Here is a 14,981-nt window from a genome sequence, read left to right as displayed (position 1 = left end):
GGCGTACTTACGCTCGTCGGATAGATCCATGACAGCCTACGCGATTAATAGGATTGTGACCGCGCGTCAATATGGCTGGCCTGTTGAGATAAGAGGCAAGCCAGGGTCCTTAATGGATGACTTCATCGCCGTCTTGGAGCTGTTGGATCTTGACTTCAGCGTCCATCCGGACCGCGAGCGTAGATCGGTTCATTCTATCCATATTGATAGTTGGCTCAAGGAGGCAAAGCCTAAGCATCCACGAATTTGGGTCCCTGACACTTCAGCCCGATATGTGGATTATGAAGTAATTGTTCCGTATGCGATTCAGCGAGCTATTTCTGAGATAGTCCAAGGCAGAAATGAGCTGCACAAGTTGAAAGTAGCGGCTCTCTACACGGTTTCCCTGAGTGTGTTGACTCGACAATATGGCCATTCTTTGGAAGATCGGGTTTTTGAAGATATAGTCGCTGCCGTCAAGTTAGGCATTCTCACTCCAGACCAGAGGCTTTTGTCAGATGATGACCTCTCCAAGTCCGTGTCTGGAGAATTATGGCATTACTCCTCGCCCGCGCTGATGTACACCGGATTTGATCCATGTGACGGAACCTGCAAGGGCCTATCTCCTGATGAAGATGTGCGATATCATCCGATAAACCTTTTCTCTGCTTACGTTGCATCAATAGTACAGCCAGGTGCTGAAGCGAGTATTCCGCCGCGAATACTTCAGAACAAAGTGCTTACACTTTCCCAAGTCCGATGCTTCGAGAGGAATGTAGTGTCACTCACGGGAGCTCAGGTGAGTTATCACGGTTTCAAGGCATGGCATGCCATTGATAGACAGAGTTCAACTCCGCACTTCAATCAAAAAGTAGTAGACTGCCTTCGGATGCGACTCAAGAACGTGGACGAGGATCGCATTCGTGAACGGCTGGGATTCGATAAGATGGCGGATTACGTGCTGTGGACCGAGAAGGAATCCATCGACTGGCCACCATCCGACAGCGCAGACGCCTATGCCGAATGGCTGGAAGCAAAGGAGTTCCTGGGAGTTACTGACGGAAAGATGAAGGCAGAACCACGCTGCACCGAACCAGTGCCACCTACTCATTCGGCAGCCTTGTACGAACTGCCCGTAGATCAAGACGATGCTGTATTTAAATTCAAGCAACAAGGCATCGATCTAAAGAATCTACTCTACGCGTACTTGATGGTCGAGCCTATTCAAGACACTAAAGGTGACAAACTGGTGCAGAGTGTGTTCGGTCTACTTGAAGAAAACAGGTCGAATAAGACTGTGATCCTCAAAGGCGATTTGTTCTTCCGAAGGCATTTGGCAAGCTTACTTACGGCTAACGGAATAAGTGTGTTTCAGGAGGATGAGACGGTTCCTTCGAAATATGCAGCAGAGAAAATCACTGCTCCAGAGTACAAGGAAAGACTTGATGACTTGCCGCTAATAATATCCACCATGATCAACCAACATCTTGACGAGCGGGGTAATCGTCTTGGAGAACCGAAGTACATTTGCGGACGAACTATCGACTTCCTTCTGCGCTACCGTTCTTGGGCTGGTTTCGATCATCTATTCAACTTCCTCAGAGAGGCTATCAGGGCGGACTGGTACAAGAGCGAGAATACGATATACTATGATCGCGTACTTGACCTGAGTTATGAGTCGTTCGGAGAGTATACACCCCTTTCCGATAAGAAATACAAGGAATATCACGATGAGCAGAAAAGACAGTTGATCCCTGAAGATTCTGAGTCAGTGAAGGCCAGAACAGAACTTGAACTTGGATACAAAAGATTTCCGGGCGAAAACGAGGACGCGGACTTTGAAATCCAATTCGCCCATCGTTATCTTCACTCGTATCCCGAGTTTCCAGGGTATCCCATCGCCAATCGATTTCCCATTTCTGCTATGCGACAGGTGATGGACAACGTCTATATGCTGCGCCGTGGTCCCGGGGGAAGCGTTCTATTGTCCCATGAGGCCGAACCGGTTGTGAGTAAGGTCATCGTGATTCGTCGGGATCAATGTTTCGAACACATCGAGCCAATTGTGTGTGATTTGGGAAGCTCTGATGCGGAAGCTGCACTAAGAGATGCAAACATACCCACATTCTGGCATGGTTGGGATCGTCAGGCTGAGATTGATGCCCTCCTCAACGATGGGCTGTGTAGCTCGTCCGCCGAATACGACGATCTCATGAGACGGTGCTGCTGCGCCCTCAGTTTTCCGGAGCCTGATACAATCTATGATGAGTGGAAATCAGCTTGCGAGGTGCTGGGAATTGGTGACGAAGCACCCAAGGAAGCGCCTGGCCAGGGCAAATCTTCCACCGAATTCGAATCGGAAGCTTCGACCAAATCAGAAGCACGCGATGAAGCTATCTATCGGTTCGAGAAGGCGGGCGACAAGTGGGTTGTCTCTTTCGAGGATGGTAAAACGTTTGCTTTAGATGATATGTTGGGCTGCAAATACGTCCATTACCTTCTTGGACATCCCGACCCCGAAGGCCAGGGCATACATGTCTTGTCGCTGGTGGGCCTAGTCGACCCTCCGGTCCTTGCAGAGGCGAGCAGGCTACTCAGCCAGCTAAACGAGCACAACCTTGAGAGCATGGGTCTGAGAAGAGTCCATTTTGAATCACCGTATGACCTTGTTGACAAGAAGACCATCTCGCTTCTTTTGAGTAGAAGGGACGAACTCGATCTGAAGCTGGGGTTGGATACACTGGTCAACCCTGAGGAGAAGATGGAAGCAAAAGAGGAACTTCAGGCCGTAAAGGTGTACCTTAACGCCAGCACCGACATTTTCGGGAGATCACGAAAGGATACAAACGTTCTCAATAGCAAGCGAACTGCAGTCAGAAGAGCCATAGATCGCGTTATCAAACACTTAGTCGAATACGATTCAGAGGGATCAAACGCCTTGGCAATGCATCTGATGACCTCAATCAAAACAGGCAAATACGTATCCTACACTCCACAGTCCGAATACGAGTGGTGGCTGTAGCCTGCGATTTTCATATCCGTTCCCTAAAAAAACACAGTTGTGATGTCGTTGTGACGTCAAATGTCACAATGTGACGTCGACTGTCACGCGTAGCCAAGTAGAGAGATGACTCAACCCGATGCTCACCGCCGGAGTGCGGCGAGACATCTATCTTGGAGACGACGTGATAAGAAGTCGTGCCACATATACCGCCGATTATCTTTGGAGAGCCAGCAGCCTACTGTTTGATTCTCCGGTGGACGGTGAAGAGATTGGTCGGTCACCATTCATAAGCGGCTTATCGACTTCATTATACCGCCACAATGGCATGAAGGGGGAATAGCTAAGTGAAAAGTAAACGGCAATGCAACCATGTGAAGCTGGATGGCAATCGCTGCAAGGCGTGGCCTGGCAAGGATTCAGAGTTCTGTTTCTTCCATGATCCGTCCAAACAAGCCGAACAAAGGGCAGCTCGTAAGCGCGGCTATGCAAACAGCGTTGCACCGAGCACCAAAGTCTCGATCGATGCTGCAACTCTCTCGAAAAATGCTCCTGACGTTGTCATCGACTCGGCTGATGATGTTAAAAAGCTTCTGGCGATGACCATCAGCCAGGTTAGACGGGGCGAAATCGGAGTGCGCGTAGCCAACTGTGTGGGATACCTGTGTAACATCGCTCTGAAGGCTCGGGAACAGGGTGAGCTTGATGAACGATTGATCGCTATCGAAGAACATATCCAAAAAGGAGGAGATTCATGATAGCATCGCTAAACCGCCGTGTTGGAAAGGCCGAAGACGCACTCGTCATCGGAGAGGATCAGGTGCGATTCCAACAATTGGTCCGTCAGAATTACAACTTACGAACTATGAGCACAGAGGGGCTTGATGTGGGCATCCTCTGTCTGCTCGGGAGTATCGATGTACCGATGTGGGTCCAGAATGAACTGGATAGACCGATTCCAGACGACGCACCGTCGAACAGAATCCGTGAGGCCGAGAGAGCCGCGCATGATGAGATAGCGGCTGTACCCTGGAACCCTACTGCGGACCGACTCGGCAACGTCGAACCGGTGGTTGCCGATTGCTTCAAGTCAGTCTCGAAGTTCGCCGGCCGACCAATCTCATCGTTCGACGACTTTCGGGAATGGCTCTCAAAACGTGGTGACCGGCCGGGATATCAAAATGTTATGGACGCAATTCAAGATCATGGAGGATACGATGGCACTAAACACACGACTTAAGAAGGCTGAAGAGCTCCTTTACGTTCTTGATCCCAGCACTCAAACAATGTCGCGTGAGCTTTTTGACCTGACCGTCAGCAACATGCACCAGGGGCTGGATAGGTTCGGCTACCCACTCCTGTTAGACCAGGTTCGACGCTTGGTCTGGTGGTCAAGGGGAACCGATTCAGGCAGGACATGCTTTGGCTTCGACCGAGTGGGAATGTGTGGTCGCGTGGAAGGCGATCCAAGTGATTACGGGATAGAGAATTTCAGTCCCGATGACTTCTTAGCCACAGATGCCGGGTTCATCGTGAACACTCGGGAGGTCTGTGAGGAAGTTGCGAGATGACAACCTTTAATATCCATAACGCCCCGAGAATGGCTTGCTCTTTCGCGAATCCGAAGCCAGTAGTCTATGAGGTCAGGCGAAGTCGCTGACGCGCCTGTAGGGCCATGGAAAACCCATACCAAAAGTTGTCGGCGGTTAGCCCGCAGCGCGAAGATGGTCACCGTCGTATCGCTAACGATGTTTATCGGGAGCTATTGCTCTCCGATATGACTGCTTCCGAACTGAAGGTCGTTTTGTATATAATCGACCAGACTTGGGGGTACAGCAAGAAGTCCGCTTCCATCACGGTATCCGCAATGGTGGCAGCTACTGGTTTCACGTCCAGAATGATACGCAAGGTCATTAGCTTACTCAAGGCTAGACGAATCATCCACTATGAACGCACAGGTGCACTTGTCCGGGGTCAGCATCTGAACGAGTTCCTATTCAATAAACACTACGACACCTGGCTTACACGACAGCTGTTCGAGAGTTCACCCCTGAACTCCAGTACCGTTACCCCTGAACCAGAAGGTACACAACTACTGTCCGAGAGTTCACCCCCCTCTATAATAGAAAGAAAGAAAGATATAGAAAGGGCAGGCGAATCCGAGAAGGCAAAATCGCCGAAACCGAAGTCGGACCATGCGAAGGCAATTGCATACTTCTGTGACAAGCACCTGGACTCCACCGACACCCCTTACCACTTCGTGAAGGGCAAGGACGGGACAATCGTGCGGGATCTGTTGGCAACCTACGACCTGGAGAAGTTCCGACAACTTGTCGATGCCCTATTCTTGAGTGACGACCCCTTCTACGACAAAGCTGGCAGGACAATGGGTACGCTCAAGGGTACGGTCAACAAATTGGCTCAATCGCTCTCGGAATCACATACAGTCCTGGAGTGCTACTGATGCATGTCACGGGACTTTATGATATCGATATCGAGCGTCAGTTCCTGGGTGCGGCGATACACAATCCCTCGGAGCTTCAGAATCTTGAAGGCGGACCTGTCGACCCATTGGTGTTCTCTGACCCCAAGAACCGTGCGGTGTGGGAAGCTGTTCAGGAACTGGTAGCCACTAATAGTGAGTTCGACGTTTTCGACCTGACACCGCTCCTGCGGAAATCTGAAGCATTCAAGGGCGGCAGTCCCGGTGCGTATGCGATTGAACTCAAGGAAAACCAATCCTGCGTCTCACATCCCGGCAACCACCTGGAGACACTACGGAGCCTGGCGTGGCGGCGCGAACTTGTGAGCAAGGTCGGACAGATAGCCGTTCGATGCGAAGATCCCGGGGCGAATGACTCTGATATCGCGGCCAGGGTGGAGACACTACTAACCCATTCAGATGGCCAGCAGGATTTGACTGCTGAGCCTATTGGCTCCTTCATGCAATCCTATGTCGACGAAGTATGTTCTGGCAGCGTGAAGAGCGTTCAGGACGGCATCAAGATGCCGTTCCCCGGCCTTCATCGTCGGCTGAGTTACCTTGAGCCGGGGCAGCTTATGATTATCGGCGGGCCGCCCTCCATGGGCAAGACATCCTTCTTGATTGGCATTGTGCGAGAGAACCTCTCCAAAGGCAAGAAACTCCTGTACATCTCACTGGATGAGAGCAAAGCGGCTGTAGTGCGTCGGCTCCTTGCCAACCGTACCAACATATCGGCCATCAAGATGCGTGATGCCGTTGTCACCGAGAAGGAAAAGGAAAAGCTGTGCTTGGCTGCTGCTCCGTTTGTCGCTGATGACCGGCTCTTTCTGATTGACTCATCCGGTCTCTCCGTAGGCGATATTGCTTCGTTGGCCCGTCGGGTCAAGCGTCGCTATGGGCTGGACGGAATTCTAGTCGACTATCTGGGACAGATCGCCATAGACAATCAGGAATCCCGTACTCTTCAGGTGGGATCAATAGTCAGGGGCCTAAAGGTACTTGCAAAGGATCTAGAAGTCCCGTGTATAGCTCTGTCTCAGTTGAATCGATCTTACGACAAACTGAAGGTCAATGAGCTCCCGCGGCCGTCCATGTTGCGGGACTCTGGTGAGATTGAGCAGGAGGCCAACATCGTACTGTTTCCGTGGATTCCTTTAGAGTTTCTCAAACGGCGGTACGGTGAGACCAGTCCGAAATATAAAAACGCTCTGGACCCGTCCCGTGATGACCATGCCGCATACATTGTCATCGCGAAGAACAAGGAAGGCGAGACATTCCTACATAAATGTCGTTGGCATCCGAAGGCCATGCGGTTCTTCGAAGAATCGCCCAATCGAGAGCTATTTTGAGAGTAGACTGATATGAAGAAGCTCCTCACACTAAACGAACTTGCCGAGACGCTGGGAGTCAAACCAGCGACGGTATACAAGTGGACGCACCTGGGTACTATACCATACATCAAGGTGGGTCGGCTGGTTCGTTTCAGAGAAGAGGATATTGAGAGATGGTTGAAGTCTCGAACGAAGAAAACGGTGGCAATGCCGACGGCGGACCTTGACAGATTCTTACCCCCAGGCATACGTCGCAGGAGCAAGGCAGCAACGTAGCTCGTCAACGATTCAACTGATTTCGAGTTTCTGAACCGCGTCGAGCAGATGTTCTGGTGCCAAGTGGGCGTAGATCATCGTGGTCTGGATATCGCTGTGTCCCAGCAATCGCTGTACGGTTGGCAAATCGATCCCGCTCATTACCAGCTGACTGGCGAAAGTGTGACGCAGACTGTGGACTTTGGTTAAGTCCGGAATATCCGCTTCAACTGCGGTACTGATGAGAGCTTTCCGGACCTTTGGCCCCATTTTCCTTCCATCCTCGTGTGTGAAGATGTAATCGCGCAAGGTTGCCCTTGGTGGCTTCATCCGCCTTAAGAGACCAATCATCCCATCGTTTAGGGGAATCTCACGCTCTCCAGTTTTGGGCTTCCAGTCCTCCTTTTTTCGCACGGTGAGAATCCGTCGCTTGAGGTTGATATCGCCCCATTGCAGATTGATGAGTTCACCGAGCCTTAGGCCAGTGTTAAGAAAGGTGTAGAAAACCGGGTAGTACTTTGGGCTGGAGTAGTCAAGAAGCTGACTGCATTCGTTTCTTGAAAGAAACCTTGGTGTTTTTGCATCCTGGATTTTAAAGAGTGTCACATCCTCACATGGATTGGTATGACAGAAGCCGTGCTTTTTCCCCCAACGGAATATTGATTTTAGAGTCTTGAGTTCATAGTTAATTGTTTTGGGACTGGCCAGCTTTGTGTTCCTGGCCACCTTGTACTCGAAGTCATCAGGAAGTTCTATTGTGCGTGGATTGATAGATTTCCGAAAGCGTTTGTATCCCTCGATGGTTGGTAAGCTCAGTTCAGACACCTTGGAGATATGGGAATGGTGAAGCCGCAGAAACAGCACGAAGTTCTGAATGACCTGGCGATATCGCAAGGTGGTGCTCGGAGCATTATTAGTATCCGAATAACCTAGATATGCTTCGAATAGATCAGCCAGCTGCCCATCTGGCACGTCAAGGTCGAATTGCTGGCGAGCAACCTTCACCTCCAGATCGGCAAGAGCCAGGGATGCCACCTTTTTTGATGTACCGACTGGCTTGCGAAGGCGTTTGCCTTCAACTGTGATATCGATATACCAGATTCTTCCGCGTTTGAAAATCGAACCCATATCAAACCCTCCGAAATCCACGTCACAATCTCGTCACAATTGACTCATGTGCCAAGATACGGAAGTTGTAAGTAGTTGTCAATGGGTAAGTTGAAAAAATATAGCGGTGCAGGGACTTGAACCCCGGACACGCGGATTATGATTCCGCTGCTCTAACCAGCTGAGCTACACCGCCATCATAGGTTAGAGAATGTAACAAAAACTGTGCTCTAGTCAAGGCTATATTCACGGTCACAGGCCGTTCTTGAGAACTTTGCTTACCATTCTGAACCTCGAACTACCGATCTCTATGAAATTCTTTAGAGGTGCGCCCCCGTATCTCCAAGTCGGCTCAAGCCCGTTATTGGCTAAAAAGGAAAAAGGAGCCATCTTCCTGATAGCTCCTCTAATCCCCACCTAGTGAAATAACCCTTCACCGCCATTCTTGCTATGAATGATCTTTATCTCACAACCAATAAAGAAACAACCTTCATGCCACAACCAAAGAATATCTACCCTCACCAGTTATGTGTTGTTATTACAATCAGTTACAAGGAAATCAAAAGAGCGACACCAAAAGGCGCTCCACTAAGAAACGCATAATTTGCGTCGTGACGGTCGGGCTTATTCTCTGTGTAGCGGACTAATACCCTGTAATGTATATTGTTACACGTCCGCATAGGTTGCGTTCGGAGATATTGCTCAAATGGCAGTGTTTGGGTCGTGATGAGCAGCTTCTGCGTTTGTAGGCTATAAACGAGAACAACTCATGAGTCTCAACTGGTTATATATTGTAGTTGTCCCTTAATCAGTCAATGGCGGAAGTGCAATTTCATTTGATGGCATAAGAAAGCCGGCCGATAGAGATACCGGCCGGCCTGATTTTCGTAGTGTGAAGCTACAATCCAGCCGTAAATGTTACGATCACATACATCGAATCCACGTGCAAATCGGCATGGACAGCTCCGTCAGTTTCCATAGCAAAGAACCGTATCGAACCATCCTCTGCGTAACTAACGAGTTTTTCAAAGTTCTTGAGATACTTAAAAGACTGTCCGTACGTAATATGCGTATTAATGCCAGGTGGCAGAGGTACATCATCCAGGATCAATGTTCCAGAAGTCTCTATCTCCGATCGAGCGGAAGTTGCATCCAACCCCGAACCATCAGAGGCGGCGTAAACTCGGTACTTTTTATCGGAGTCGGTATTGTTCACCGCCCAAAGTTCAAAACCGATCAGATCGATATCCTTGAGATGATCCTTGTGATCTTCCCAGTCGCCAGCTTCAGACATATCCACTTGGCTATAATAGAATTCGCCGGTCCAGAAAAGGGGGTTGTTCTTGGCGATTTCGAACTTTACCACCCAGGTGCCGCTAATGATACCACAGGCCAGAAACAGAAGGACTGCGGCGCCACCAAGCATACCCAGCTTGTTGCTAATCTTTTTCATGCAGTCATCCCTCACTTACCGAAGTATATGTTAATGCCACCAGTAACCGATCCCGATTTCTTGGTGCCGCCACCATCAGTCGAGATCATTGCTACACGACCTCTGAAATCGAGACCGACTCTCGGCGCCACGCCAATCTCAAGACCAAAACCGGCCGACCAACCAAAGTTCTTCTTGTCGTCCCCGAAGTGCTCCAGAGATGTGTTGTAATAACCAATTCCAAAGAGACCATATGGCTCGACACCCGTACCCCCGAATGACCCGCCAAGGGTGGCATCGAGAATGTATCCCGTCACTTTGGCACCCTCAAGGTCTGACGTGAAATCATCAAACTCAGGGTCACCATAACGAGTGAAACTCAGCCCCGGCTCCAGCGTCACTATGGGCATAACACCGATCCGAGCCTTAAGACAGAAGACCGATCCTTGCTTCTGGTCCTGCTGCGCAATCGGGAACTCGAGCCCTCCGGAAACTCCTGCACCCAATCCGACCTGTCCAGCCTGAGCCATTGGCATCAACAGGAACACGGTCAGGATCATTGCCGATACTATCTTCATAATCCCTCCATTTCATCATTTCTATTGCTGTTATTATGATAGTTTACAGGGCCGCATGCTGTCAAGCGGATATTCCCCTACGGACTAGATAATACCGTAATCATCCAAACCCACATCAGCAGAGAAATAGTAATCCAGATGGTTGTTTGAATAATAACCAGGCCAGAGTTCCACGCCGTAATTCTGAGATAGCCTCTTTAGGTAGGCGACTTCGGTCAACAGGAACGAACTACACTCGTTGTCGGGTATGCGATCCAGACTGATGTTGCCTCTCTTACCTGGCTCGTCTGAGCTGTGGACCGCGCCGGTCAGGGGCATCAACACCAGATAAGCAATAATAAATCATCTGGAAAATCTCATGAAAACACCTCCCATCAGTCCATAGATCGTGAACTGAACCTGTCGCAGGTTTATGGTCTGGGTTGTCAATGTCAAACGGATTGGCACTCAAAACAAGGGGCCGGAAACCCTTCGATTCCCGGCCCATTAACGCTTCTGGATATGTGTTACAGTCTCTACATCCCCGGCAAGTTGAAACAGACGACCTTTGGTTCGGTCATCTCCTGCAACGAAAATTTCAATCCTTCCCGTCCGAGTCCGGAGTACTTGACGCCGCCGAACGGCATCGAATCAAGACGGTAGTCGGTAGAATCGTTAATCATTACGCCACCACAATCCAACTCGTAAGCAGCCTTGAAAGCGATTTCGATATTGCTGGTGAAGATTCCCGCCAGTAAACCAAACGGCAGGGAGTTGGCTTCTTTGATAGCTTTATCGATATCGTCAACCGTATACAAATTTACTGTTGGACCGAAGACTTCCTCGCAATGAATCGTCGTATCGGGGGCGAGATTCTCAAGCACAGTCGGCTCATACAGAGCGCCGGTGCGTTTGCCACCGATCAACAAATTGGCTCCTTTGTCAACTGCTTCGTTCACCCAAGTCTCTACACGTTTCGCTTCGGACTCGGTGATCATTGGTCCCATATCGGTCTCTTCGTTCATTTTATCGCCGATCTTGTATTTCTTCGTAAGTTCGACAAAACGAGTCTTGAAGGTGTCGTAGATATCACGATGGACCAGCAGTCGCTGCACGCCGATACAGTTCTGGCCGGCAGCCCAGAATGCACCTGAGACACACGACTCGACCGCGAGATCAAGATCGGCATCTTTCCATACAATCACCGGCGAGTTGGAACCCAACTCCATACCGATTTTCTTGATTCCAGCTTTCGAGGCGATATGTTTACCGGCTTCGACACCACCCGTAAACGAGATCATGCGTACACGATCATCGCTGACCAATGGATCGCCAATCACCGAACCAACGCCGGTGATAGCCTGAATCGCCTGCGGCGGGAGGCCTGCCTCCAGTAACACTTCGACGAGTTTGAGGGCCGAGAGGGGCGTAACCGTAGCTGGTTTGAGAATTACAGCATTACCGGCGGCAATGGCCGGGCCCAATTTGTGCGCCACCAGATTGAGTGGATCATTAAACGGAGTAATCGCCAGCACAACACCAATAGGGAAACGGTAGTAGTAACCTCGTCGTTTCTCGCCACCGGGGAATGAATCCCAGGGAATTGTTTCGCCGAGAATACGTTTGGCTTCTTCGGCCGAGCAGGTAATCGTATTGACACAACGTGAAGCTTCTTTCCGCGCTTCTTTGATCGTCTTGGAACCCTCGCGAGCGATAATCGTCGCGAACTCTTCCAGACGATCCGAGATCAAGTCGGCCGCCTTGAACAGAATCTGCGCCCGGTCGTAAACGGTCATTTTCTTGGTAATCTCAAATCCTTTGACAGCACTGGCGAGAGCGGTTTCACAATCAGCCGCATTGGCGCTTGGTACAGTGTCTATCAGCGAACCGTCAAACGGGTCAATCACATCGATCTTGTCATCGCGATCAATCCATTGGCCGTCAAGCAGCATCTTCATAGCTTACCTCCTACATGAATGATGTCCACCAAAGCGCTGTACCCTGTCTCAACTCTGCCCGCACCTGGTCCGACGATTGTCACATCGCCCAGGGCATCGGTCGTGATCGTCACCGCGTTGGTGGCCCCCATGACACCCGCGAGGGGATGGCTCAAGTCCACTTCTTCGGGAGCAACACTGCCCTTAACCTGGTCACCATCGCGCCAGACCTTGCCGATCAATTTGAATCGCTTGCCACGTTTCTTGGCATCGGCAATGGCATCGCTGGTAATATCGGTGATACCTTTGCAGGAGAAATCGTCCGGTTTACACGAAGCGCCAAAGACAGCGTTGGCGATGATTGTCACCTTGGCCAGCGCATCCCAACCCAACACATCGGCATCAGGTACCGCTTCGGCATAACCGAGTTCTTGTGCAGTTTTCAAAACATCCTCGTAAGCAAGCCCCGCTTCCATCTCTGAGAGGATATAGTTGGTGGTGCCGTTGAGTATTCCTTTAACTTCAGAAATAGCGCATCCGGCCAGTGTCTCACGAATAAGGTTCAGTAACGGCGTGCCGCTTATCACCGTTCCTTCATAGAGAAACTCCACGCCTTTGTCCTTGGCAAGTTTAGCCATATCGTGGAAAAAGAGAGCTGTCGGTCCTTTGTTGGTAGTTGTGACGTGCATGCCTTTTTCCAGAGCAGCCCTGATATGAGAAGTAGCAGGTTCCGCGGTCTTGATGTCGGTGTAGGTCGCTTCGACAATCATGTCCGCATCAGCCGCAGCGATCAGGCTTAGCGCGTCACCGTCGTATTTATCCGACAAGTCAGAAATCTTGCCGCCGGATTTTGCCTTCTCCAGAGCAGCGGTCAAGTCGATGCCATCCGTATTATACAAACTACCTTTGAGCATATCGGAAATACCGACCACCTGCGTCTTCAGACCGTAATCGTCAAACAAGCTCTTCTCTTTTTCCAGAAGTAGTTCGGCTAGTCCCTGGCCAACCGTTCCAAAACCAATCAGCAGTAATCGCATGAATCTAAACCTCCAGGTTCATTGTTTGTTTCTTTTTCTATTTGTACACACCGGCAATACTCGCGAAGTCAGCCCTTCACCTTGTACCGATCCGGAGTATCGAACATGTCAATAACATTGACCCGCGAATGGAATTTGGCCGAGTGCACCACGCCTTCGGGAATGAAATACCAGTCACCCTTGCGAACGGTCTGGGTTTTATCGCCAATAGTCAGTGACATCTCGCCTTCGAGCATTATGCCCCATTGGGCACAGTGCGAATGCGGAGGAACTTCCCCGGATGGCTCAATGTCAAAGAAAACAACCTGCTGCCTACCTCCCTGAAGCAACCAGCCGCGAACACCTTCAAAGGGAAGCTCAACTTCCGGGAGATCACGGATCATCTCCGGGAAGGCAGTTCCTTCCCATTTCTTCATTAGTTCTTGCATAATTCTATTCCATCATTTTGTGGAGATGGCCGCAAATCTGGTCTCGTGGCCGCGGCGCATTATTTCCTTAGCATCCTGGTCACAACGAATACATTTATGATAAATGACGTCTCCGATCAGTTTAGCTTTTTCATCTCGTTCTTCATCGGAAAGGAAATAGGCCTCCATTGTATCATACGGTCGCGCCGTGCCGTCACTTTCGTACTTGATGGTCAGATTGGCACCAGCATCGAACACATTATGGGCGTTTTCAGTCCAGTCGAAGCCTTCTATTCCAAGATCGGGATTGATACGCAGGTGAGCGGCCAGAGAAATCTCCGGTAGAGAGGAGGCTTTGAGTTCCTCGAAACACTGGACAAAAGTATCTGGACTGGCAGCGTTCCCGATGTTGATCTCATAGACCGGAGTGGTGCCATCATCACGTAAGTATTCCTTGAAGATATTCATCAGCATTCGGAAGAGAATCGCGTTCTGGGTAGACAGCAGCATCGATATCTTGAAGCTGATTTCCGGTATCTCGCGACCGAAATAGCACGCCGCAACAATTGTCGACCAACTGGGATTGAGGAAAAAATCATTACCCGTCTCAGTAGCTGCTCTGACAACACCATCAAGGTAGACCAGATGGTTGTTATCCCCGATTTCGACGCCGCCTAAGTTGCCGAACGGGGTGCCCATATTCTTGAGGATCAACTGACTGATTCCATCACCAAGATCACGGCGGTCAAATTTCTCACCGGTGACTTTTTCCAGCCGGGCAAAGCGTTCCTCTGGCAATGGGGTGGAGACAAGATTGGTAGAGCAGAACTTACTGGCTCCGAGGATATTCTCCGCCATCGCCAGCGTAGTCATCAGATCGCCGCTATAGATGTAGTGATCGGTAAGCGCCACCACCGAAATCATTTCAGTGGGAAAAAGCACCGTGCCGTTCTCGGCCAAGCGTCGGATACAGTCGGCGGTAACATAGGCACCCTGGAATCCGGATACCTGGGTAGTACAGATTCCTGGCTTGCCGAACTTGATTCCCTCTTTTGCAATGAAGTCCTCAATCTTTGGGAAAGTAGCGGCTTGCTGCTCCGCCTTCTGGAGCATATCGCCGAAGCCCTTTTCGGCAGCGATTTTCTTTCTGGTTTCGTAATCCCGCGCGGCGGTGATTTTCTCACCGATCGCTTTTGCTCCGCCATAGGAATCGATCAGGGCGTCGATGGCTCTGGTGTCTCGGTCACTTAGTAACTTGAAGTGCATAATGTAATTCTCCTTGCAAGCACAAGAGCTTTTCCGGAAGACCGGCACTCTTGTGTTCACCAATGATATTCGTATTCATTGCGGAGAAAGGTAAGACAATTACATCCGGTTTTCAAGTGTCTCAAGCAGCAATGTCAAGGCAAAGTAGAAATGTCCTATTTTTAGCAAAGTAGAAATGTCCTATTTG

Annotated in this window: 15 protein-coding genes and 1 tRNA gene; 7 read left to right on the top strand and 9 right to left on the bottom strand. The window is 50.2% G+C overall.

Going from position 1 to position 14,981, the window contains the following annotated elements; genetic code table 11:
* Positions 1 to 112 precede the first annotated feature (112 nt).
* The 7 genes from KOO62_12980 (at position 113) to KOO62_12950 (ending at position 7,072) form a co-directional block, all read left to right on the top strand.
* Positions 113 to 3,001 (top strand): hypothetical protein, encoded by a 2,889-nt coding sequence (locus tag KOO62_12980; GenBank protein ID MBU8934893.1) that lies wholly within the window; start codon positions 113 to 115, stop codon positions 2,999 to 3,001.
* Between the two features lie 326 nt (positions 3,002 to 3,327).
* Positions 3,328 to 3,738: a hypothetical protein gene (locus tag KOO62_12975; protein ID MBU8934892.1), complete on the top strand. Its 411-nt coding sequence runs from the start codon at positions 3,328 to 3,330 to the stop codon at positions 3,736 to 3,738.
* Complete coding sequence (locus KOO62_12970) at positions 3,735 to 4,220, top strand: hypothetical protein (protein MBU8934891.1); 486 nt, start codon at positions 3,735 to 3,737, stop codon at positions 4,218 to 4,220. Before KOO62_12975 ends, KOO62_12970 begins: the two co-directional genes overlap by 4 nt.
* Complete coding sequence (locus tag KOO62_12965) at positions 4,198 to 4,551, top strand: hypothetical protein (protein ID MBU8934890.1); 354 nt, start codon at positions 4,198 to 4,200, stop codon at positions 4,549 to 4,551. Before KOO62_12970 ends, KOO62_12965 begins: the two co-directional genes overlap by 23 nt.
* 104 nt (positions 4,552 to 4,655) lie before the next feature.
* Complete coding sequence (locus KOO62_12960; protein MBU8934889.1) at positions 4,656 to 5,444, top strand: replication protein; 789 nt, start codon at positions 4,656 to 4,658, stop codon at positions 5,442 to 5,444.
* Positions 5,444 to 6,814, top strand: a complete 1,371-nt coding sequence (locus tag KOO62_12955; protein ID MBU8934888.1) for an AAA family ATPase — start codon at positions 5,444 to 5,446, stop codon at positions 6,812 to 6,814. Before KOO62_12960 ends, KOO62_12955 begins: the two co-directional genes overlap by 1 nt.
* A 12-nt stretch (positions 6,815 to 6,826) precedes the next feature.
* Entirely contained in the window at positions 6,827 to 7,072 is a 246-nt protein-coding gene (locus tag KOO62_12950; GenBank protein ID MBU8934887.1) for a helix-turn-helix domain-containing protein, read from the top strand.
* Between the two features lie 12 nt (positions 7,073 to 7,084).
* On the opposite strand, the gene KOO62_12945 is transcribed toward KOO62_12950, so the two are convergent.
* From KOO62_12945 to KOO62_12905, 9 genes are all read right to left on the bottom strand, one after another.
* Positions 7,085 to 8,179, bottom strand: coding sequence for a tyrosine-type recombinase/integrase (locus KOO62_12945; GenBank protein ID MBU8934886.1), 1,095 nt, complete (start codon positions 8,177 to 8,179; stop codon positions 7,085 to 7,087).
* Positions 8,180 to 8,280: 101 nt separating this feature from the next.
* Positions 8,281 to 8,354, bottom strand: a tRNA-Met gene (locus tag KOO62_12940).
* A 702-nt stretch (positions 8,355 to 9,056) separates the two neighbouring features.
* On the bottom strand, positions 9,057 to 9,611 hold the full coding sequence (locus KOO62_12935; protein ID MBU8934885.1) for a hypothetical protein: 555 nt from the start codon (positions 9,609 to 9,611) through the stop codon (positions 9,057 to 9,059).
* A gap of 11 nt (positions 9,612 to 9,622) precedes the next feature.
* Positions 9,623 to 10,168: a porin family protein gene (locus KOO62_12930; GenBank protein MBU8934884.1), complete on the bottom strand. Its 546-nt coding sequence runs from the start codon at positions 10,166 to 10,168 to the stop codon at positions 9,623 to 9,625.
* Positions 10,169 to 10,252: 84 nt separating this feature from the next.
* Positions 10,253 to 10,492 carry a hypothetical protein gene (locus KOO62_12925; GenBank protein ID MBU8934883.1) on the bottom strand — a complete coding sequence of 80 codons (240 nt, stop codon included), beginning with the start codon at positions 10,490 to 10,492 and terminating at the stop codon, positions 10,253 to 10,255.
* A gap of 191 nt (positions 10,493 to 10,683) precedes the next feature.
* Entirely contained in the window at positions 10,684 to 12,105 is a 1,422-nt protein-coding gene (locus tag KOO62_12920) for an aldehyde dehydrogenase family protein (protein ID MBU8934882.1), read from the bottom strand.
* On the bottom strand, positions 12,102 to 13,121 hold the full coding sequence (locus tag KOO62_12915; GenBank protein MBU8934881.1) for a homoserine dehydrogenase: 1,020 nt from the start codon (positions 13,119 to 13,121) through the stop codon (positions 12,102 to 12,104). The genes KOO62_12920 and KOO62_12915 overlap by 4 nt, the downstream gene beginning before the upstream one ends.
* Positions 13,122 to 13,189: 68 nt before the next feature.
* Entirely contained in the window at positions 13,190 to 13,549 is a 360-nt protein-coding gene (locus KOO62_12910) for a cupin domain-containing protein (GenBank protein ID MBU8934880.1), read from the bottom strand.
* A 12-nt stretch (positions 13,550 to 13,561) separates the two neighbouring features.
* Complete coding sequence (locus KOO62_12905) at positions 13,562 to 14,794, bottom strand: hypothetical protein (protein MBU8934879.1); 1,233 nt, start codon at positions 14,792 to 14,794, stop codon at positions 13,562 to 13,564.
* Positions 14,795 to 14,981 lie beyond the last annotated feature (187 nt).

It is taken from the genome of Candidatus Zixiibacteriota bacterium, from assembly GCA_019038695.1.
Lineage (GTDB): Bacteria > Zixibacteria > MSB-5A5 > GN15 > FEB-12 > B120-G9.
This window is presented reverse-complemented; position numbering and strand designations above follow the sequence as displayed.

Bases quoted from the DNA above. Each gene is read 5' to 3' on its own strand.
- KOO62_12920 (MBU8934882.1), bottom strand. From the start codon at position 12,105: ATGAAGATGCTGCTTGACGGCCAATGGATTGATCGCGATGACAAGATC.
- KOO62_12945 (MBU8934886.1), bottom strand. From the start codon at position 8,179: ATGGGTTCGATTTTCAAACGCGGAAGAATCTGGTATATCGATATCACA.
- KOO62_12910 (MBU8934880.1), bottom strand. From the start codon at position 13,549: ATGCAAGAACTAATGAAGAAATGGGAAGGAACTGCCTTCCCGGAGATG.
- KOO62_12955 (MBU8934888.1), top strand. From the start codon at position 5,444: ATGCATGTCACGGGACTTTATGATATCGATATCGAGCGTCAGTTCCTG.
- KOO62_12960 (MBU8934889.1), top strand. From the start codon at position 4,656: ATGGAAAACCCATACCAAAAGTTGTCGGCGGTTAGCCCGCAGCGCGAA.
- KOO62_12950 (MBU8934887.1), top strand. From the start codon at position 6,827: ATGAAGAAGCTCCTCACACTAAACGAACTTGCCGAGACGCTGGGAGTC.
- KOO62_12965 (MBU8934890.1), top strand. From the start codon at position 4,198: ATGGCACTAAACACACGACTTAAGAAGGCTGAAGAGCTCCTTTACGTT.
- KOO62_12915 (MBU8934881.1), bottom strand. From the start codon at position 13,121: ATGCGATTACTGCTGATTGGTTTTGGAACGGTTGGCCAGGGACTAGCC.
- KOO62_12980 (MBU8934893.1), top strand. From the start codon at position 113: ATGGATGACTTCATCGCCGTCTTGGAGCTGTTGGATCTTGACTTCAGC.
- KOO62_12970 (MBU8934891.1), top strand. From the start codon at position 3,735: ATGATAGCATCGCTAAACCGCCGTGTTGGAAAGGCCGAAGACGCACTC.
- KOO62_12905 (MBU8934879.1), bottom strand. From the start codon at position 14,794: ATGCACTTCAAGTTACTAAGTGACCGAGACACCAGAGCCATCGACGCC.
- KOO62_12930 (MBU8934884.1), bottom strand. From the start codon at position 10,168: ATGAAGATAGTATCGGCAATGATCCTGACCGTGTTCCTGTTGATGCCA.
- KOO62_12935 (MBU8934885.1), bottom strand. From the start codon at position 9,611: ATGAAAAAGATTAGCAACAAGCTGGGTATGCTTGGTGGCGCCGCAGTC.